General features: G+C 55.2%; 19 protein-coding genes. All 19 read left to right on the top strand.

Annotated features, from left to right (window positions below):
• Positions 1-44 precede the first annotated feature (44 nt).
• The 19 genes from DXA70_RS07635 (at position 45) to DXA70_RS07550 (ending at position 19,538) form a co-directional block, all read left to right on the top strand.
• Positions 45-758, top strand: coding sequence for a hypothetical protein (locus DXA70_RS07635; protein ID WP_128118116.1), 714 nt, complete (start codon positions 45-47; stop codon positions 756-758).
• Positions 759-1,195: 437 nt separating this feature from the next.
• Positions 1,196-3,856, top strand: a complete 2,661-nt coding sequence (alaS, locus tag DXA70_RS07625) for an alanine--tRNA ligase (protein WP_128118115.1) — start codon at positions 1,196-1,198, stop codon at positions 3,854-3,856.
• Between the two features lie 30 nt (positions 3,857-3,886).
• The gene (locus DXA70_RS07620; protein WP_022257684.1) at positions 3,887-4,219 is read left to right on the top strand and encodes a histidine triad nucleotide-binding protein; all 333 of its coding nucleotides are present in this window, start codon (positions 3,887-3,889) and stop codon (positions 4,217-4,219) included.
• 22 nt (positions 4,220-4,241) lie between these two features.
• Positions 4,242-4,781, top strand: a complete 540-nt coding sequence (locus DXA70_RS07615) for a phosphoribosyltransferase family protein (protein ID WP_022257685.1) — start codon at positions 4,242-4,244, stop codon at positions 4,779-4,781.
• A 111-nt stretch (positions 4,782-4,892) separates the two neighbouring features.
• Complete coding sequence (locus DXA70_RS07610) at positions 4,893-6,842, top strand: ComEC/Rec2 family competence protein (protein ID WP_243001217.1); 1,950 nt, start codon at positions 4,893-4,895, stop codon at positions 6,840-6,842.
• Positions 6,843-6,908: 66 nt separating this feature from the next.
• A complete protein-coding gene (gene holA / locus DXA70_RS07605) occupies positions 6,909-7,937 on the top strand; it encodes a DNA polymerase III subunit delta (RefSeq protein WP_112114635.1) in 1,029 nt (342 codons plus the stop codon).
• Entirely contained in the window at positions 7,934-8,554 is a 621-nt protein-coding gene (locus DXA70_RS07600) for a DUF4093 domain-containing protein (protein WP_112114636.1), read from the top strand. Before holA ends, DXA70_RS07600 begins: the two co-directional genes overlap by 4 nt.
• Positions 8,555-8,694: 140 nt before the next feature.
• Positions 8,695-10,065: a sodium-dependent transporter gene (locus DXA70_RS07595; RefSeq protein ID WP_128118114.1), complete on the top strand. Its 1,371-nt coding sequence runs from the start codon at positions 8,695-8,697 to the stop codon at positions 10,063-10,065.
• 100 nt (positions 10,066-10,165) lie between these two features.
• Positions 10,166-10,891 carry a LytTR family DNA-binding domain-containing protein gene (locus tag DXA70_RS07590; protein WP_128118113.1) on the top strand — a complete coding sequence of 242 codons (726 nt, stop codon included), beginning with the start codon at positions 10,166-10,168 and terminating at the stop codon, positions 10,889-10,891.
• A gap of 42 nt (positions 10,892-10,933) precedes the next feature.
• Positions 10,934-11,581, top strand: a complete 648-nt coding sequence (locus DXA70_RS14350) for a hypothetical protein (RefSeq protein ID WP_243001216.1) — start codon at positions 10,934-10,936, stop codon at positions 11,579-11,581.
• A complete protein-coding gene (locus DXA70_RS14345) occupies positions 11,581-11,805 on the top strand; it encodes a hypothetical protein (protein ID WP_243001215.1) in 225 nt (74 codons plus the stop codon). The genes DXA70_RS14350 and DXA70_RS14345 overlap by 1 nt, the downstream gene beginning before the upstream one ends.
• On the top strand, positions 11,802-12,164 hold the full coding sequence (locus DXA70_RS14340; RefSeq protein ID WP_243001214.1) for a GHKL domain-containing protein: 363 nt from the start codon (positions 11,802-11,804) through the stop codon (positions 12,162-12,164). Before DXA70_RS14345 ends, DXA70_RS14340 begins: the two co-directional genes overlap by 4 nt.
• A 485-nt stretch (positions 12,165-12,649) precedes the next feature.
• Entirely contained in the window at positions 12,650-13,312 is a 663-nt protein-coding gene (locus DXA70_RS07580) for a hypothetical protein (RefSeq protein ID WP_128118112.1), read from the top strand.
• A gap of 41 nt (positions 13,313-13,353) precedes the next feature.
• A complete protein-coding gene (locus DXA70_RS07575; protein WP_128118111.1) occupies positions 13,354-13,548 on the top strand; it encodes a hypothetical protein in 195 nt (64 codons plus the stop codon).
• A 188-nt stretch (positions 13,549-13,736) separates the two neighbouring features.
• Positions 13,737-15,128: an alanine/glycine:cation symporter family protein gene (locus DXA70_RS07570; RefSeq protein WP_199522865.1), complete on the top strand. Its 1,392-nt coding sequence runs from the start codon at positions 13,737-13,739 to the stop codon at positions 15,126-15,128.
• A gap of 803 nt (positions 15,129-15,931) precedes the next feature.
• On the top strand, positions 15,932-16,204 hold the full coding sequence (locus DXA70_RS07565; protein ID WP_347553523.1) for a hypothetical protein: 273 nt from the start codon (positions 15,932-15,934) through the stop codon (positions 16,202-16,204).
• A 256-nt stretch (positions 16,205-16,460) separates the two neighbouring features.
• Positions 16,461-17,702, top strand: coding sequence for a DUF1972 domain-containing protein (locus tag DXA70_RS07560; protein WP_128118109.1), 1,242 nt, complete (start codon positions 16,461-16,463; stop codon positions 17,700-17,702).
• Between the two features lie 2 nt (positions 17,703-17,704).
• Positions 17,705-18,895 carry a glycosyltransferase family 4 protein gene (locus tag DXA70_RS07555; protein WP_128118108.1) on the top strand — a complete coding sequence of 397 codons (1,191 nt, stop codon included), beginning with the start codon at positions 17,705-17,707 and terminating at the stop codon, positions 18,893-18,895.
• A 130-nt stretch (positions 18,896-19,025) separates the two neighbouring features.
• A complete protein-coding gene (locus tag DXA70_RS07550) occupies positions 19,026-19,538 on the top strand; it encodes an acyltransferase (RefSeq protein ID WP_199522864.1) in 513 nt (170 codons plus the stop codon).
• Positions 19,539-19,683 lie beyond the last annotated feature (145 nt).

The raw sequence follows: 19,683 nt of genomic DNA, 5'->3' as shown, positions 1-19,683 counted from the left end.
TTGTAGCGGAATAAATCTACCGCGTCAAGAAAGAAGGTGTTTTTATGAACCTGAAATATAAGATTCTGGCTGTTCTGGCTGCGGGCATCGCATTGACGGCCTGCGGCAGCTCCGGCACCCCCGCCAGCACCCCCGCATCCAGTGCAGTGCCGGCCTCGTCCCATGTGGCAGAAGAAAGCGTTACAGAGCCGATCAATCTGCTGACATGGACACTGGATGACCTTGACAGGGAGGACACGGTCACCTTTATTCCGGCGGAGATCACCTCCGGTGTGCAGGGCGGCAACCTGACTGCAAAAATCTTCAGCTATGACCTTTATAAAAAAGAAGATGTTGAAAAACTTGCCGTTGGGGATCAGATCACCCTCCACGAAGAGGGGGCTGCATGGAACCAGTTTGTGACCGTTGCAGTGGAGAGTATCGAGAAAAACGATCAGTACCATCTTGTCACCATCAATGGCGGCATGGAGGAGCAGTACGGTCTTGACCTGAAGCTGGAAGATGATGCCTACCGGACGATGACCTTTGACGATTATCCTGTCTACTATGAGATGGGAGAAAAGACGATGCCGCTGGCAGAGGATGTAGTGCTGAAGGACAGTTCTGCCGACCCGCAGGCCGAAGCCGTGGAGACTACGGGCGCGGATGCGGTGGCAGCAGCGATCAATGCAGACCCCGATAACTGGACCACCTATAATACCACGCTAGTGGTGCAGGGCGGCAAGGTGCTGGAGGTGCGCCGCATCTGGGTCCCGTAAATTTTGTCCAAATCGGTTGACAAACGCTTTGCACATGCTATAATTTAACTGTACGCAAGAGGCGCTGTGTCCTTTTGCGGCAGCAGAATTATGACAGATGGCAATGATGGGGTCAGAAATGTACCACCCGCCGCCAGAGAGAGCGCCCGCAGGCTGCAAGGCGCTCCGGCAGGATGCGTTTCACGCCACCCCGGAGCTTCCGGCGAAAGAAACCGGACGCTGCGCAGCGTTAACGCGCCGAAAGCGGCAGGGGACACGTTTTATCATATCTCTTGCAATTTGGGTGGTACCACGGAGCTTGATTTACCAGCAGCCTCGTCCCTTTTGATGGGATGGGGCTGTTTTTGTTTTTGGCTCCGCCCGCCCCTCTGCCATAACAGCATACCCATAAACTGACGTGCAAAAGCGCCAAGGACAATTGAGGAGAGAAAACAGCTATGCAATGGACCGGTTTGAATGAACTGCGTGAAAAGTACCTGAGCTTCTTTGAGGGCAAGGGCCACCTGCGCCTGGACAGCTTCCCGCTCGTCCCGAAGAACGACCCCAGCCTGCTGCTGATCAACAGCGGCATGGCCCCCATGAAAAAATGGTTCCTCGCTCAGGAGGAGCCGCCCCGTCACCGCGTGACCACCTGCCAGAAGTGCATCCGTACCCCGGATATCGAGCGCGTTGGCATCACTGCCCGCCACGGCACGTTCTTTGAGATGCTGGGCAACTTCTCGTTCCAGGATTATTTCAAAGAGGAAGTCATTCCCTGGGCATGGGAGTTCCTGACCAGCGACGAGTGGATGGCCATTCCGAAAGATAAGCTCCACATCTCCGTCTACGAGGAGGACGATGAGGCTTACGATATCTGGACCAAGAAAGTGGGCATCGCACCCGATCACATGGTCCGTCTGGGCAAGGAAGACAACTTCTGGGAGCACGGCTCCGGCCCGTGCGGCCCCTGCTCCGAGATCTACTTTGACCGCGGCCCCGAGTACGGCTGTGGCAAGCCGACCTGCGGCGTGGGCTGCGACTGCGACCGCTATATGGAGATCTGGAACCTGGTGTTCAGCCAGTTTGACGCCGACGGCAAGGGCCACTACGAGCGTCTGGCACGCCCCAACATTGATACCGGCATGGGCCTGGAGCGCCTGGCCTGCGTGATGCAGGGCGTGGGCAACCTGTTTGAGGTGGATACCGTGCAGAGCGTGCTGCACCATGTGGAGCGCATTGCCGGCAAGACCTACGGTGCAAATGACAAGGACGACATCTCCATCCGCGTCATCACCGACCACATCCGCAGCTGCACCTTTATGGTGTCGGACGGCATCCTGCCCTCCAATGAGGGCCGCGGCTATGTGCTGCGCCGTCTGCTCCGCCGTGCTGCCCGCCATGGCCGGATGCTGGGCATCCGCCGCCCGTTCCTGGTGGAGCTGGTGGAGACCGTCATCCAGTCCAGCGAGTCCGCTTACCCCGAGCTGCGGGAGCATGAGGCTTATATCAAGAAAGTCATCGGCACCGAGGAGGCAAACTTTGCCCGTACCATCGACGCCGGCATGAACATCCTGAACAACATGATCGACGGCCTGGAGAAAGCACACCAGCATCTGCTCAAGGGCCTGGACGTCTTCAAGCTGAATGATACGTTCGGCTTCCCCATCGACCTGACCAAGGAGATCGCTGCCGAGCAGGGCATCGACATCGACGAGGACGGCTTCCACGCCGAGATGCAGAAGCAGAAAGAGCGTGCCCGCGCCGAGCGCCTCAAGAAGAATATCTCCGGCTGGAGCGAGGACCTGTTCGGCGGCCTCACCGCCGAGCCCACCGTCTTCACCGGCTACGACACCCTGTGCGGCGACGCTGTCGTGGTTGCCCTGAGCGACGAGGAGACCCTGACCGACGCCATCGCTACCGATGAGCAGGCCAAGGAAGACGTTCTGGTCGTTCTGGATAAGACCCCGTTCTACGCTGAGATGGGCGGCCAGGCTGCTGACCACGGCGTCATCACCGGTGCAGAGTGCTCCCTGCGCGTGCTGGATGTCAAGAAGACCCCCAAGGGCTACTACGTCCACACCTGCGTGCTGGAGAGCGGCATCGTCAAGGTGGGCGACCATCTGACCGCCCGCGTGGACAAAGAGTACCGCATGGCCATTGCCCGCAACCATACCGCTACCCACCTGCTGCAGGCTGCTCTGCGTGAGGTGCTGGGCGACCATGTCCATCAGGCTGGCTCCTATCAGGACGCCAAGATCACCCACTTCGACTTCACCCACTTCAGTGCGGTCACTCCTGAGGAGCTGGCCCGTGTGGAGAAGATCGTCAACGACAAGATCTTTGAGGCTATGAACGTCACCGTCAAGGAGATGCCCATTGAAGAGGCCAAGAAGCTGGGTGCAATGGCTCTGTTCGGCGAGAAGTACGGCAAGGTGGTCCGCGTGGTTGATATCGAGGGCTGGTCCACCGAGTTCTGCGGCGGTACCCATGTCAAGAACACCGCCCAGATCGGCTGCTTCAAGATCGTGAGCGAGAGCTCTGTGGCCGCTGGCATCCGCCGCATTGAGGCTGTCACCGGCAAGAACCTGCTGTTCCGTGCAAACCTGCAGGAGGCTATGCTGCACACCGTGGCGAACACCCTGAAAGCCAACAACGTTACCTCTCTGCCTGTTCGTGCCGAGGCTGTGATGGCTGAGAACAAGGCGATGACCAAGGAGCTGGAAGAGATCAAAGCAAAGGTTGCTGCCTCCAAGGTGACCAGCCTGTTTGATAATGCGGAGGAAGTGGATGGCGTGAAGATCGCTTCCGCTTACTTCACCGGCACCACCGGCGACACCCTGCGCGGCATGTGCGACAGCATCCGTGACAAGGCGGTGAACCCCGTGGTGGCTGTGCTGGTAGGCAAGGCCGAGGACAAGATCACCATGGCTGTCACCGTCAACAAGCTGGCACAGGAAAAGGGCCTGAAGGCGGGTGTGCTGGTGAAAGAGCTGGCTGCCATCGCAGGCGGCAAGGGCGGCGGCAAGCCGGACTTTGCTATGGCCGGCCTGAAAGACGAGACCAAGATCGACGAGGCACTGGCTGCTGTCAAGGGCATCGTGGAAAAACAGCTGGGTTGATTTTAAATAAAACCGAAAGGAGCAATTCCCATGGAAGATTGTCTGTTTTGTAAGATCGCGGCGGGCGAGATCCCCTCGAAGAAGCTCTACGAGGACGATCAGGTGGTTGCCTTTTATGACATCGCCCCGCAGGCGAAAGTGCATTTTCTGGTCATCCCGAAAAAGCACATCTCTTCTGCTGCTGCACTGACGGAGGCCGATGGCGCGCTGCTGGGCCATGTGTTTGCCGTCATCGCCAAGCTCGCCAAGGAGCAGGGCCTCGACAATGGCTACCGTGTCATCTCCAACGTGGGCGAGGACGCGGGCCAGACCGTGAAACACCTGCACTTCCATGTGCTGGGCGGCGAGAAACTGCCCGTCTGAAATTGAAAGAGAGGGAATTGTTATGGCTGAGACTTATACCCTGCATGTTGCGGGCCTGACCCGTGAGCTGACCATCTGCAAGGTGAACGACCACATGGACATTGCGGCGTTCATCATGCTGGGTGACGCCGAGCTGACCGTGGCTGCTGCCACCGAGCTGCTGAAGAAGTGCCCGGATTTTGATATCCTGCTCACCGCGGAGGCCAAGGGCATTCCTCTGGCTCATGAGATGAGCCGACAGAGCGGCAAGCCCTACGTCTGCGCGCGCAAGGGCATCAAGCTCTATATGAAAGACCCGGTGGTCGTGGAAGACAAATCCATCACCACCGAGGGCAAGCAGAAGCTGGTTATCGACCGCAAGGAGCTGGACGAGATGAACGGCAAGCGGGTCCTGGTCGTGGACGACGTCATCTCCACGGGTGGCTCCCTCAAGGCACTGGATGCTCTGGCAGAGCAGACCCAGTGCACCATCGTGGGCCAGGCGGCTGTCCTGGCTGAGGGCAATGCAGCGGAGCGCAAGGATATCATCTACCTTGAGCCGCTGCCTCTGTTCCTCCACTGATCGAATATGCGTCGGCCGCTCTGCGTCTTCTGCGTTGGTACGCTGGGGGTAGAGTTGGTGTGCGCGTTTTTGCCGCAAACGGGGCTTTTGCTGCCGTTTGCGGCATTTTTTGTGCCCGCACTGCTCTGGTTGCTCTTTGGCAAAAACAGCCGGGGCTATGGCGTCTGCCTGCTGCTGGGGGCTCTGGCGGGGCTGCTGCTCACGGCTCATACCCGGCAAAAGCTGGACCGTGTCCACACCGCTTACGCTGATCGGGAAGTGACCCTGACCGCCGAGGTGGAAGAGGTGTCGGCCTCCTATTACCCGGGCGTCGTCCATGCGGTGCTGCGGGTGGAGCCGACAGGCGGTGAGAAGACCGTATTTCGGGTGGAGTGTGTCTGTATGCCAAAGTGCACGGCCGGGGAGCGGGTGCAGGCCCGCTTCGCGCTGGAAGTACCAGCCCGGACACAGCAGCTTTCTTCCTATGCGGACGGCATTGCCCTGAGCGGGGGAATATCTCTCAGGAATGAAGCACCTGGCCCGAGTGAGAGCTTCCGGGCCAAAACGGCGCGGCTCCAAAGGCGGCTGAGCGCGGCTCTGCGCAAGGGGATGGCACAGGGCCCGGCGGGGGTGCTGGCGGCCATGGTGCTGGGTGACCGCACTCATCTGTCCAAAGACCTTCGCAGTGCCTACCGGGCGGCAGGTCTTTCCCATGTGCTGGTGGTCAGCGGAATGCATGTGTCCATCCTCTGCGGCAGCGTGTTTGCAAAATACCTGCCGGAAAAGAAAAAGCGGGAGCGCGGTTATGCCAGCCGGAGGCGGCAGGCGTTGTTCAGCGCTGCCATGGCCCTGCTGCTGGCCGGTGTCACCGGGCTGACGCCCTCGGTCCTGCGGGCGGCCACGGCGGTATGGGTCAGTGCGCTGGGCGTCTGGGTTTACGGCCCGCCGGATGCCCTCACATCGCTGGGCGTGGCAGGCGTCTGGATGACGCTGGGCAACAGCTACGCCGTCTGTGACATCGGCTTTGAGCTTTCTTTTGCGGCGGTGCTGGGCACATTGGCCGGGGCGGAACTGGCCCGGAAAAGCCGCCGCTTCCCGCTGCTGCGGAACAGTGTGTGGGAGACGCTCTGCGTTTCTGCCTGCGCCAGCGCGGCCACTTTCCCGGTGCTGGTGCTCCGGGGGTTGAGTGCCAGCTTGTATGCGCTGGTGTCCAGTGTGGCCGTGCTCTGGCTGGTGGAGCCCATTTTACAATTGGGCCTTGTCACGGCTCTGTTTGGCTGCTGGCCCGCGCTGGCCCCGCTGCACCGGGTGTGCTCCCTGTGCGCGGCCACGCTGGCAGGGTGTTTGAACCGATGGGCCCTCTGGGTATCCGGCTGGCCCGGGGCACAGATCTATTTTGACACTGCCTGCGCCGCCCTCATCTGCCTGCTGCTGTTGGGGCTGGGGTGGCTGGCGTACCACTGGCGTGTCCGGCCGCGGGTGGCACTGCCCTGTCTGGTGCTGACGGCGGCGCTGGCCATTGGTTTGGGGAACGTCCTGAACCGGGAGATCGTCCGGGTGGAGCTGGCCGGGAGCCGGAACGCTCCGGCCGTGGTCATCACGCGGGGAGAGAGCGCCGTGGTGCTCTTCCGGGGCGGCAGCAGTACCCAGCAGGCGGTGGAAACGCTGCTCACCCGGCGGGGCGCGCGGGAAGTGGAAATGCTGGTAGACCTGCGGATGAACCCGCGGACGCCCTGCACGCTGGAAGCCAGAGAGCGGATGGCAGCAGACGAGATGCCCCGCTATACTACCCGCCGTGCCCACAGCAGCCCGGCAGAGCTGGAAGTGCTGCGAGTACAGAATGGCTGTATCGTCCGTATCACGGCGGCGGGGCGGCAGTTTGCTGCCCTGAGCGGGAGCGTCCCGTTGGCAAAGCCTGTCCGGGTTGACTGGCTGCTGGCAAGCCCGGCCCGCCCGGACGCGGTGCAGTACACAGACTGCCTGACACTGAGCAGTGCATACCGCTGGATGGAGGAAAACGCGGAAACAGAGACCGCCTCCTGCCTGGCGCTCCGCCCCGGCGGCGGGGAGCGGCTTTCGTGAGCGCTTTTCAAAGCGGGCGGAATATGATAAAATAGCACTTGACAAAACAAAAAGGAGGCCAGCCTTTTGGCAACCGAAACAAAACTCCGGCAGCTGGCAGAGCAGGGCTGTGCGGTCTACTATTTTTATTCCAGCGAGCGGTATCTGGTGCGGCGGGCGGTGGCGGCTGCGTCCCAGCTGCTGGCAGCAGGGGAGGACGAAGAGACCACCGTGCTGGACGGAGCGACCCCGGGCATTGAGCAGCTCATCATGGCGGCGGGTACCATCTCGTTTTTTGGCACCCGGCGCGTGGTCGTCCTGCCGGAGATCGACCCAAGCGCTTACAGCGACAAAGACCTGGACGAGCTCTGCGAGACGCTGGGCAGTTTGGAAAACGCCGTGGTGGTGCTGGGCACCGTGTTTGACCTGGAACGCAATAAGCTCAAGCTGGGCAAGCGGGCGCAAAAGCTCATCAACCAGTGCAAAAAGCTGGGCTTTACCGAGGAGCTGGCCAAACCCAAGCCCTATGAGCTGAAAATCATGATGATCGAGCGGGCCAAGGAGCAGGGAACAAACCTGCCCGAGGGCGCGGCCGGTGCTTTGCTGGAGCGCTGCGGCGAGGACCCATTTCTGCTGGAAAATGAGGTGGACAAGCTCTGCGCCGTTTCCGGCTACAAGACCGTTACCACGGCCATGGTGGCCGAGATGGGCACTGTCAGCCTGGAAGCAGACGTGTTTGAGATGATCCGGATGATCACGGCCAAAAACGCCACGGGTGCCTGCAAAAAAATGCAGACACTGCTCCGCCTGCAGCAGGAGCCCATTGCCATTACAGCGGCCATGATCGGCAGCTATGTGGACCTGTACCGGGTCAAGCTGGGGGCGGTCCGGCGGAAAAACTACAGCACGGTCTTCAAGGATTTCGGGTACAGGGGGAGCGATTACCGGCTCAAGCGCTCGGCGGAGACAGCCGCCCACTACACGCTGCCCCAGCTGGAAGCCTGTATGCAGGTGCTGCTGGAGCTGGATAAAAGTTTGAAAAGCCAGCCTGTGGACGACGGGGTGCTGATGGAAACGGCCCTCTGCCGTCTGGCACTGGCGGGGAGCAGCCGATGAACGAAGCAAATTTTGTACACACCAGCCGGGTGCTGATCGTGGAGGGAAAATACGATGCAGCCCGGCTTTCCCATTTGACCGACGCCATGATCCTGCTGACGGACGGGTTTGCGATCTATAAGGACAAAAAGCGCCAGCAGCTGTTCAAGGCGCTGGCGAAGAAGAACGGCCTCATTCTGCTCACCGACTCGGACGCGGCAGGGTTCCGCATCCGCAACTACATCACCAATTTAGTAGGGGCGCGGAATGTGGTGCAGGCTTATGTCCCGGCCATTCACGGCAAGGAGAAGCGGAAACCCCAGCCCGGCAAAGAGGGGCTTCTGGGCGTGGAGGGCGTGGACGACGCCATTGTGGTCAAGATTCTGCGGGAAGCACTGGGCACGGAGGCCGATGCGGCAGCCCCCCGCCCGGAGGGACGGCAGATCACCTATACCGACCTGTACGATTGGGGCCTTTCCGGCACGGCAGGCAGCGCGGAGCGGAAAACAAAGCTCCTCAACGCGCTGGGCCTGCCGCCGCGCCTCTCCAAAAAGGAGCTGGTGGAGGCGCTGAACCGTCTGTACAGTTTTGAACAGTTGAATTCCATGCAAGAAACACTCTTTAAAGATGAAGAATAAGACGATTGAAAAACCCGGTAATCCGGCGGGGATTGTGCTATAATAGTAACATTATGCGCACTGGGTGTACGGAAACACCCGCAGGGCAAAAATCCGGCTGCACAAATCGGTGCGGCGGTGGAAGAAAGAGGAGAAAAATCATGGAACGAGAAAAACTCAAATCAAGACTTGGGTTTATCCTGCTTTCCGCAGGCTGTGCCATCGGCATCGGAAACGTATGGAAATTCCCCTACATGGCCGGCCAGGGCGGCGGCGGCGCGTTCGTGCTGTTCTATCTGCTGTTCCTGGTCATCTTGGGCCTGCCCATCATGAGCATGGAGTTTGCAGTGGGCCGCGCCAGCCACAAGAGTCCGGTGCGCGCCTATCAGGCACTGGAAAAGCCGGGCCAGAAATGGCACATCCACGGCTACTTTGCCCTCATTGGCTGCTACTTGCTGATGATGTTCTACACCACCGTGGCCGGCTGGATGATGCATTACTTCTACATGACGGCCGCGGGCAAGCTCTCCGGCCTGACCGCGGATGAAGTGGCAAGTGCCTTTACCGAGATGCTGGCAAGCCCCGGCATCATGGCGTTCTGGATGGTCGTGGTGGTCGTGTTCGGCATCTTTGTCTGTGCCCGTGGCCTGCAGAACGGTTTGGAGCGTGTGACCAAAGTCATGATGATCGCTCTGCTGGCCATCATGGTCATCCTGGCCGTCAACAGCCTGTTCATGCCGGGGGCAGCTGAGGGCCTCAAGTTCTATCTGGTGCCGGACTTTGCCCGCATGAAAGAGGTGGGCGTCGTCAACACGCTGGTGGGTGCTATGAACCAGGCGTTCTTCACCCTGAGCCTGGGCGTGGGTGCCATGGCCATCTTTGGCAGCTACATTGGCAAAGAGCACGCGCTGCTGGGCGAGTCCGTCCGTGTGGTGGTGCTGGATACATTCGTAGCCATTACGGCCGGCCTCATCATTTTCCCGGCCTGCTTTACTTATGGTGTGGACCAGACCTCCGGCCCCAGCCTCATTTTTATCACCCTGCCCAACATTTTTGCCAACATGGCCATGGGCCGGCTGTGGGGCAGCCTGTTCTTCCTGTTCATGGCGTTTGCCGCTCTCTCCACGGTGCTGGCCGTGTTTGAGAACATCATCTGCTGCGATATGGAGCTGATGCACTGGGACCGCAAAAAGTCCAGCTGGGTCAACCTGTTCCTCATCATTGCCCTCTCATTGCCCTGCGTGCTGGGCTACAACCTCTGGGCCTGGGATGGCTTTGCCATCTTCGGCGGCGCCGTGCTGGATCTGGAGGATTTCCTCGTCAGCAACCTGTTCCTGCCGCTGGGTTCGCTGGTCTACCTGCTGTTCTGCACCTCCCGCTATGGCTGGGGCTGGGAGAACTACAAAAAAGAGGTCAACACCGGCGATGGCCTCAAAGTGCACGACTGGATGCGTGGCTACCTGACCTACGGTTTGCCGGTCATCGTGCTGTTCATCTTTGCATTTGGCCTGTACGATAAATTCCTGGCGTAACCCGGCAGCCGGGGCCGCTGTAAATGACCACTGACCCCTAAGAGGCGGCCCTCCTTCCCGGAGGACTGCCTCTTTTTGCTTCCACAGGAGGAAAATGACCATGTATATTCTGATCTGTGATGACGAGCCCGCGGTGGCCCGGCAGGTGGAACAGCTTGCCCGGCAGCACCTGGAACAGCGGGGCATCCCGGTGCAGTGCACCGTCTGCACCCGGGGCGAGGAGGTGCTGGCCCGGTCAGACCTGGCCCAGTACCAGCTGGCCCTGCTGGACGTGGACCTGGAGACCATGACCGGCATTGCACTGGGGCGGCGGCTCAAGCAGCAGAACCCGGAGCTGGTGCTGGTGTACATTTCAGCCTATCTGGAGTTTGCTCCTGAGGGCTACACGGTCCGTGCGTTCCGGTATCTCCTCAAGCGGGATATGGAGCGGATGCTGCCCAGCTGTCTGGATGCCGTGCTTGCCGAGCACAGCCGGGAGTGCCGGACGCTGCCCATCCGGCAGGGGCGGCGCGAGACAGAGGTACCGCTGGATCAGATCTATTATCTGGAGAGCGACCTGCGCAAGATCAATGTCTATGGTGAGACGCTCCACAAGCCGCTCTGCTCCTACTACGGCAAACTGACGGACCTGCCCGCCTCCCTGCAGGAAGACGGTTTTTTGCGGGTCGGGCGCAGCTTTGTGGTCAACATGCGGTATATCCGGCAGATCAGCAATTATAAAGTGATGCTCCAGAACGGCGTGGAACTGGGCGTCAGCCGGAACGGCTATGCAGCCATCCGGGGCGCTTATCTGGAGTGGAAAGGGCAGTTTGGCGATGAACTATGAGTTGAAGATGAAGCTGCTGATGCACCTGGTCTGCATCGTGCAGTGGGGCGTGTTTGCCTCATCCACTGGGAGATGCTGGGCAAAGGCAAGTGGAAACATCCCTTTGCCTGTACGGCGCTGGCAATGTGCGGGATGCTGGTAATTTCGCTCTGGATCGATTTCGGCTTTTTCAATGCCGCTTCCATTGCGTTCAACGTGCTGTACCTGCTGGTGACATCGGCGTTTTTTGGCGGGACCATCCGCCAGAAGCTGATGTCCTGCATGGCCAACGGCGTGGTCTGCCTGCTGACGGAAAATACAGTCATATATCTCTATACCTATATAGAAGCGGTTCCGCCTGCGCAGGTGATCCGGCAGCCGCTGGGCGTTCTGCTCATGGCAGCGGCTATGCTCATCGTGGGTGGCATCACGGCTCAGATGGCAAAGCACTGGGGCCAGAAGCAGGCGCTGGAACCGCTGCAGCTGGTGGTTGCCATGTTCTTCCCGGGGGTGGTCGTGGTGCTCAACATGCTGCTGATGGTCTCGGGCGGCCGGTTCGACGCCACCCAGTTCAGCGTGCTGTTTACGGTGGGGCTCACGGTGGCGGTGTGGTACACCTGCTCTTTGTCCAGATGCTCAACGAGCAGGTGGTGCAGAAAAAGGATTCTCAGTACCGTGCCACATTGGAGCAGGAGCGGGCGGAAGCCCTGATGGAATCCTACACCACCCAGCGCCGCCTGACCCATGAGTTTGCCAACCATCTCGAAGCACTGAGCCTGATGCTCCAGCAGAACGACGTGGCCGGGGCCCGCGGCTACCTGACCTCCATCAGCAAGACCATCCAGATGAACAGTGCCATCCTCAATACCCACAACCCCCTGCTGGACGCTCTGCTCAGCAAAAAGTACGAGGAAGCAGCCCGGAAAGGGTCATGATGTACTTTGACCTCTCAGACCTGAAAGACATCCCGCTGGATCGGACGCATCTGGTCATCGTGGTGTCCAACCTGCTCAACAATGCCATTGAGGCGGCGGCACAGGCGGCCCCGCCCGAGGTGCATGTCCGGATGAAAAAGACGGAGGGAGAGTTGGTGATCTCGGTGCGCAACCGGGTCAGACAGAATGTGGAGATCCCGGAGGGGCAGCTGCCCCGCTCCACCAAGCGTGAACCTGGCCACGGCATGGGGCTGGCCAATGTCTGTGCGGTGCTGGAGGCGCACAACGCCGAGTACACCCTCAGCTGCCGGGACAACTGGTTCCGCTTTACCTGTGCGTTCCCGACCAACGGAATATGACATCCTGAGATGCAGAATATGACAACTCTCGTGCAATGGCGGCACAAATCTGCTATGATAAAAGCAGTAAAGGCGACCTGAGCGGGAATGGCGCTTTGATTGCGGCCGGATTTTTCCGGGGCGTCTGCTGATGCATAAGGCCCTGCGATGCGTGTGTGCAGGACCTCTGGCCTTTGCTTTACAAAAGTCTGACGGGGCTCTTGGCGGCAGTCTGGGGATTGCTGTACATAGAGAACTTGACCGCTGTGTGGCTTGCGGCGGGCGGCACCGTGTGTGGGAACGGGGTGCTGCCCGGCGGGGCTATGTGGTTTTGCAGGTCAAGAGCTTCGCCGGGCTTTTTCTTTTTACCGTTTTGTCATATTTCACGGTTTGTTTCTTGTTTTTTTGCCGGGTGCATGGTAAAATTAAGATATTCTTGAACAAGAAAATTCACAAAACTTTAAATTTTACGGTTAAAATACCCGGAAAGAAAGTGGGCGGAGCGGATGCGAAACAAACGGGCCGGAAAGGCTGTGGTAGCGTTGGCCATGGGAATTGTGGTGGCCGCGGGTCTGGTGGCTGTGGGCGCAAAGGAATCCGGCCCCAGCCTGACGTATCATGAGCTGCTGGTGCTGGCCGGGGATAAGACTCAGGCGGCCTCTGCGGAGCAAGATCTGGAAGCAGCGTCTGGCTTGCCGGAAGCCATCGGGGAAGAAGCGGTCGCTGTCAGCAAGTTAAAAGAAGAGCTGGAAGAGATCGACGCGGAAAACAGCGCTTCCAGTGAGGCAGTGCCGGAAGAGATGCCGGAGTCCGAGGCGGCTGCAGCCTCGGAAGAAAGTGCCTCGGCGGAGAGCACCGCCCTGGAGGTTTCCTCGGCCTCGGAAGCCGCCGCGTCTTCCGTGCCATCCAGTGCGGCGGGATCCCATGCCGTGTCCGAAGCCGCCAGTGCCCCGTCCAGTACAGCGGCCAGCAGTGCCCCCACTGCAGAGGAACTCTGTGACCAGCAGATTGCGGAGTATATCCGCCAGATCGAGCAGCTGCAGGCCCGCAGTGAAAAGCGGCTTTACAGTATTATGCTGTCGGCCTATAGCGAGTATATGTCTCACCCGGTGGAGGAGCGGAGCCTTGTGACGAAAGTGTCTGCGGTCCTCTCCAAAGCGGGGAGCTAACGGCCGCCCAGAACCAGTGTGACGCGGAGTTTGCGCAGATCATGGCTGCCATGCGGAAGACCCTGCGAGAAAATGGCCAGGATGAAAGCATTGCGGATGAGGCGGAAAAAACCTATAAGCAGAAGAAAAACGCCCTCATCAAGGAACTGACCAGCCAGGCCTACAGCGGCGGCGACGGCAGCGGCCAATCCGGCAAATGGCTGGCCGAGCACGCCGATGGAAACATCGTGGACTGAGATGGAAATAAGAAAAACAGCGCCGCTGCGGCTCTGGGAGAATTTCCTGAGAAATGCAGCGGCGCTGTTTTGCAGATGAAACACTTTCGTGTCCTGAACTTCACGGAAATCAATTTACAAACCTGAAGAGATATATTATAATAAAATCGCTGTGTTTCGATATAACACAACCAAAGGAGGAAAATTTGGTGCTGGTTACTCTGATTGAGAGCGTTTACAATTTTTTGTGGGGAGATCTGCTCACTCTGCCGCTGGGCGGGGTGACGCTCAACCTCTCCCTTATGGTTATCCTGCTGTTTACGGCGGGCATCTATTTCACACTACGTACCCGGCTGCTTCCGATGCGGCTGTTCCGGGATATGCTGGACGCTGTCTGCGAGAAAAAGCAGGGGAAGCAGGGCGGCCTTTCGTCGCTCCAGACGCTGGTGGTCTCCACCGCTACCCGGGTGGGTATGGGCAACCTCGTTGGCGTGGTGGCGGCGGTTTCCGTGGGTGGTGCAGGGGCCGTGTTCTGGATGTGGGTCACGGCGCTGCTGGGGGCGTCCACTTCCTTTGTGGAGTCCACGCTGGCGCAGAAATATAAGGAGCCTGATCCGCTTTATGGCGGCTGGCGCGGCGGCCCGGCATTTTATCTGCACAAGCTGGCAGAGCGCAAGCGGGGGAAGCTGCTCAAAAAATCTGTTGTGGCATCGTTGTTTGCGGCGTCCGGACTCATCTGCTGGTGCGGCATTAGCCAGGTTATCAGCAACTCGGTGAGCGAGGCGTTTTCCAATGCGTTTTCCATTCCGCCGCTGGTGACGACCTTTGCGCTTACCGCGCTGGCGGCAGTCATCGTCCTGCGGAAAGATGCAACGGTCAAGAGCCTGGATGTGATTGTTCCCATCATGGCGGGCTGCTATTTCCTCATGACGCTCTATGTTGTTTTCACCAATCTGCCGCAGCTGCCCGGCGTGCTTGCCCGCATTTTCTCGGAGGCATTTGGCCTGCGGCAGGCGGCCGCTGGCGGCTTTGGAGCCGTGGTCATGAATGGCGTCAAGCGAGGCCTTTTTTCCAATGAAGCAGGCTCCGGTTCTGCCCCCTGCGCGGCGGCGGCTGCCGAGTGTGACGACCCGGTCAAGATGGGATTGGTGCAGGCGCTGGGCGTTCTGATTGACACCATCGTGATCTGCAGCTGTACCGCTTTTGTAATGCTGCTGGCTCCGGAAAGCGTGACCGCTGGGCTGCAGGGCATGAATCTGTTACAGGCAGCGATGCAGTACCATCTGGGCGGCTTCGGAGTGGTGTTCATTGCCGTCACGCTGGCACTGTTCAGTTTCTCAACGTTTATCGGGATTTTGTTCTATGCACGATGCAACGTGGCTTATCTCTTTGGCGACCATTGGGGCTGGCAGACCGCCTATAAGCTGCTGGCACTGGCGATGATGCTGGTGGGCGGTGTGGCAGCCTATACGGTCGTATGGGATTTGGGCGATGTGGGCATCGGCCTGATGACCATTTTCAATATGATCGCTCTTTACCCCCTGTCCGGCGAAGCTTTGACCGCTCTGCAGGAATATGAGAAGAAAAAGCACCTGAAATAAAAATCACGGAAATAGAAGAAAAAAGCACCGTGCCCTGCTTGTAAGATGCAAGCCAGGGCGCGGTGCCTTTTTTGCTGGAGGAAAATGAGAGATAGAGGGGCATTCGATCGGCTTAATTGCTGAAAAGTATAAGTTTGTCAGAAGAGAAGCACAGGAACTTATGAAATGAGAAACCGCGGATGGTTCAGAACGGATAAGAAATCAGACAATTTGTAAAGAAAGCTCAAGCTGATGCGATTTTTTTTTCAGACAGTAATATAATGAGGACAAGGCGAAAACTATTGATTGTTGACGAGACACGTGATAAAATAATATGAGACTTAAAATGTGAAATAATGTCATTTGATAAAATATATTTATTACTGACAGGATAAAGCGGCATGTTAAATCAATTGAACGATACGTATGAATATTGAATACAAATTTCGTCAACAAATATTGTCAGATTTCTGAATTCTGAGACTTAAAATGAAATGACTGCACGGGAGAAAAGAAAAATGAATGCGGTGAGTTTAGAGAATAAAACAATTTTAGTCACAGGGGAGTGTGAAATAATACGCGGCTGTCATAATAGGGACAAGGGTACGGCAGAGAATGAAAGGCTCCGCGCCCTGAAGTTCATATTTTCTTACCCGGAGAATGAACGACTGATCTTTCTGAACGGCAGAAATGCCGCACAGAAAGAAATCTCGACCAAGAGGGCGGGGTGACAGCCAGCGGACAGGTGCACGAGCCTATCCGCTCTTTGTGTTGGCTGTATAGATGAATTAAAAGAAAATAGAGTGAGGCTGTGGGAAGGATTTATGGGCAAGAAACTTGCGATTGCGATGTTCGGACAGAAGCGATTATCAAGAGAAGGCGGAGTAGAAATCGTTGTCAAAGAGCTCTGCACTCGAATGGCACGGGATGGTTGTGACGTGACCTGTTACAACCGCTCAGGTCATCATGTAAGCGGTGCAGAGTACGATGATGCCACAATTGAATATAAAGGTATTCATCAGAAAACGGTCCCAACAATCAATCGAAGAGGGGCTAGAGATATAATAGGGTCAACCAAGAAAACCTACGATAACTAAAGGGTTTTGACGGCTTGAGTTGTCCTTCAAATGTTTTATTTGTTGAAAAACTGCAAGATGCGGAAAATCCGGGGTTATATGTAGGAGGCTTTTTGGAAAGCTCTGTTTTGACCCACAAAAGGAGCAGCAAATAAAGATTGAAGGAGAGTTCAAGCCTACGGTGGATTGCCTTTGAGTAATCCGCCGTGGGCTTGTTTTTATCCATAAGAGAATGGATGCAACATTAGCGATAAAAATGTGAGGATGGAATAGAGGAATGAATTCAAAAATAGAAGTGCAGCACGTATACCTTGTGGGTGCGAAGTCATTGGGGGCTTACGGAGGTTATGAGACCTTTGTCTACAAGCTCACAGAGTATCACCAGAATAAAGAAAACATCAAATATCATGTTGCCTGCAAAGCCAATGGTGACGGCTGCATGGATGAGAGCAAGTTTGAGGGCGTGACAAAAATCGACGACCACGAATTTGAATTCCACAATGCCCACTGCTTCAAAATTGATGTTCCACAGATTGGTCCTGCGCAGGCAATTTATTATGATGTTGCTGCTCTAAAGGCTTGTTGCGAACATATCAGGAAAAATCACATTCCCCACCCGATTGTTTACATCATGGCCTGCCGTATCGGACCTTTTGCTGGTCATTTCTATAAAGAAATCCACAAGTTGGGCGGCACTGTGTACTTGAATCCGGATGGACACGAATGGATGAGAGCAAAGTGGTCTGCACCGATTCGGAAATACTGGAAGATTTCTGAGCAGATGATGGTCAAATACTGTGATCTTGCTATCTGCGACTCATTGAATATCGAGAAGTATATTCACGAGTGCTATGACGGCAAAGGTATCAAGGGCAGAAATCCGAAGACGACATTTATCGCATATGGTGCAGATCTGACACACAGCAAGTTATCTGATGACGATGAGAAGCTGGTGAACTGGTATAAAGAAAAAGGACTGACGAAAAAGGAATACTACCTTGTCGTCGGTCGTTTTGTACCGGAGAATTCTTTTGAAGTTATGATTCGAGAATTCATGAAGAGTAAGAGCAAAAAGGATTTTGCCATTATTACAAATGTGAATGAGAAGTTTTTGAATGAGCTTGAGGAAAAACTTCATTTCAAGAGCGATAAGAGAATTAAATTTGTGGGCACTGTTTATGACCAGGAACTGTTGAAGAAGATTCGTGAGAACGCCTATGCTTATTTCCACGGCCATACGGTTGGCGGTACGAATCCGTCGCTGATTGAGGCTCTTGGCAGCACGGATCTGAATCTGTTGGTTGATGTTGGTTTCAACAAGGAAGTGGCAGAGGATTGCGCTTTGTATTGGAGCCGCAAACCAGGTAGCCTTGCAAAGTTGATTGATAAGGCGGACCAAATGAGTGCAGAAGAAATTGCAGAGATGGGCCGGAGGGCTAAGAAGCGTGTGGCAGAAGAGTACACATGGGACAAGATTTGTAGGCAGTATGAAGATGTGTTTACAAAGCGGGAGAACTAACTATGAAAATATTGGCAATACATAATTTCCATAGAAAAGGTTCAGCAAGCGGAGATGACCAAGTCTTTAAGAGCGAGACTGCTTTGCTGGAAAACCATGGAAATCAAGTGATTCGATATACGGTTTCCAATGATGAATTCGATAATGCCGGAATCATTGGCAAACTATCTGCAACATTTGGGATGCTATGGAGTTCAAAAAATTATAAGGCTGTACGGCAGTTAATCCAAAAGGAAAAGCCAGATATTGTACATGTCCATACCTTTTTTCCGCTACTATCACCGTCAATTCTTTATGCCGCAAAACGGAGTGGTGTCAAAGTTGTAGCAACACTACACGACACTCGTTTTGTTTGCCCGTGCTCAACATCCTTGCGCGGAACAAAACTTTGCAATGAATGCGGTGATGGAAAGTATTTCCGCATGTGCAAATATGGATGCTTTAAAAACTCTAGGCTGCAGAGTTTTATCGTGGCAGGGATTTTTACATATCATCGGATAAGAAAAAGTTTTTATCAGCAAATCGACCGCTATATTTGTCTGAATGAAAATCAAATTAGGCTTCTCACTAATATTGGATTTGATAAGGATAAAATCACAAAGAAATACAATTTTGTACCAGATGCAGAAGCAAATCTTAAGGCAGAGAAAGTAGCTGGCTTGCCGGAACGATATGCCGTTTTTTATGGCCGTATTGGTGAGGAAAAAGGCATTAGAATCCTGATGAAAATTTGGGATGAGTTGCCGGATATTCCACTGGTCGTGATGGGAGGAGGCCCACTAGAAGAAGAGTTTAGACAGTGGGCAGACGGACACGATAATGTTTATTTTCTTGGATATACGCAGCACGATAAATGCCTATCAATTGTGAAAGGCGGAGAATTTGTGGTTTTCCCGTCCATTTGGTATGAAGGATGCTCTATGGTCGAAATTGAAACGGAAAGCCTTGGAAAAGGGTTGATAGCAACTGATCTGGGCTTTTCAACAGAAGCAATCGAAGATGGGAAAAATGGCTACAAGGTGAAACTGGGAAATATTGAGGGCTTCCAAAAGTGTATTTCGGAACTCTGGAGTAAGCCAGAACTGGCCTCAGAAATTGGTTGGAATGCGCGATTGGATTATGAACAGAAGTATAAGCCGGAAGATAATTATGAACAGCTAATGGGCATTTATAAAAAAACAATGGAGCGGTAAATATGGATTCGAGAATCAGCACAATTGACAAAATTTCGATTTTATATCGTACAGGAATCAAATTTTTGAGGGGGGGGTACGCAGAATCTTTCTTAAAGAATCGCATGGAATGCTTCTTGTAGGAAAGAACGTGCAGATTACTCACGGAAAACATATTCGCTGTGGAAAGAATGTTAAGTTTGAAGATTTCTCTGAGATTCATGGGTTGTGCTCTGATGGCTTGAATTTCGGAGATTATGTAACTATAAGCCGAGGAGTTATGATCCGTCCGTCTAGCTATTATGGTGGTGATTACGGGATCGGCCTAACGATGGGGGAACATAGTTCTATTGGACCATACGGATATATAGGCTGTTCTGGAAAAATCACTATCGGCAAGAATGTGATGTTTGGCCCTAAATGCAGTTTGTTTGCAGAAAATCATGTGTTCTCTGATACAGAGTGCAGCATCAAAAGTCAGGGAGTCCAGCGAAAAGGAATTACTATTGAGGATGACTGTTGGATTGGAAGCAATGTGACAATTCTGGACGGAGTAACGATTGGAAAGGGTTCTGTAATAGGTGCGGGAACACTGGTGACCAAAGATATCCCGGCAGATAGTATTATTGTCGATAAAAGAGAAAAGAGCATAAGAAATAGATAGTTAAGGATAATTCGAGTATGAAAATAGTATCATTTACAATGGTAAATAATGAAAGCGAGATAATTGAGTCTTCATTAGATACAATTATAATTTTTTGGACGAAATGTACATTATAGATAATGGATGTACAGATAACACGATTAAA

The sequence above is a fragment of the Faecalibacterium sp. OF04-11AC genome, from assembly GCF_003460645.1.
Taxonomy (GTDB): domain Bacteria; phylum Bacillota; class Clostridia; order Oscillospirales; family Ruminococcaceae; genus Faecalibacterium; species Faecalibacterium prausnitzii_I.
Note: the sequence above shows the minus strand (reverse complement) of the source record. Positions and strands in the feature narration are given on the sequence as shown.

Excerpts from the sequence above, each read along its gene's own strand:
- alaS (WP_128118115.1), top strand. The coding sequence starts at position 1,196 with ATGCAATGGACCGGTTTGAATGAACTGCGTGAAAAGTACCTGAGCTTC.
- DXA70_RS07555 (WP_128118108.1), top strand. The coding sequence starts at position 17,705 with ATGAAAATATTGGCAATACATAATTTCCATAGAAAAGGTTCAGCAAGC.
- DXA70_RS14340 (WP_243001214.1), top strand. The coding sequence starts at position 11,802 with ATGATGTACTTTGACCTCTCAGACCTGAAAGACATCCCGCTGGATCGG.
- DXA70_RS07565 (WP_347553523.1), top strand. The coding sequence starts at position 15,932 with ATGGGCAAGAAACTTGCGATTGCGATGTTCGGACAGAAGCGATTATCA.
- DXA70_RS07635 (WP_128118116.1), top strand. The coding sequence starts at position 45 with ATGAACCTGAAATATAAGATTCTGGCTGTTCTGGCTGCGGGCATCGCA.
- DXA70_RS07615 (WP_022257685.1), top strand. The coding sequence starts at position 4,242 with ATGGCTGAGACTTATACCCTGCATGTTGCGGGCCTGACCCGTGAGCTG.
- DXA70_RS07575 (WP_128118111.1), top strand. The coding sequence starts at position 13,354 with ATGGCTGCCATGCGGAAGACCCTGCGAGAAAATGGCCAGGATGAAAGC.
- DXA70_RS07590 (WP_128118113.1), top strand. The coding sequence starts at position 10,166 with ATGTATATTCTGATCTGTGATGACGAGCCCGCGGTGGCCCGGCAGGTG.
- DXA70_RS07580 (WP_128118112.1), top strand. The coding sequence starts at position 12,650 with ATGCGAAACAAACGGGCCGGAAAGGCTGTGGTAGCGTTGGCCATGGGA.
- DXA70_RS07620 (WP_022257684.1), top strand. The coding sequence starts at position 3,887 with ATGGAAGATTGTCTGTTTTGTAAGATCGCGGCGGGCGAGATCCCCTCG.
- DXA70_RS07600 (WP_112114636.1), top strand. The coding sequence starts at position 7,934 with ATGAACGAAGCAAATTTTGTACACACCAGCCGGGTGCTGATCGTGGAG.
- DXA70_RS07560 (WP_128118109.1), top strand. The coding sequence starts at position 16,461 with ATGAATTCAAAAATAGAAGTGCAGCACGTATACCTTGTGGGTGCGAAG.
- DXA70_RS14345 (WP_243001215.1), top strand. The coding sequence starts at position 11,581 with ATGGAATCCTACACCACCCAGCGCCGCCTGACCCATGAGTTTGCCAAC.
- DXA70_RS07595 (WP_128118114.1), top strand. The coding sequence starts at position 8,695 with ATGGAACGAGAAAAACTCAAATCAAGACTTGGGTTTATCCTGCTTTCC.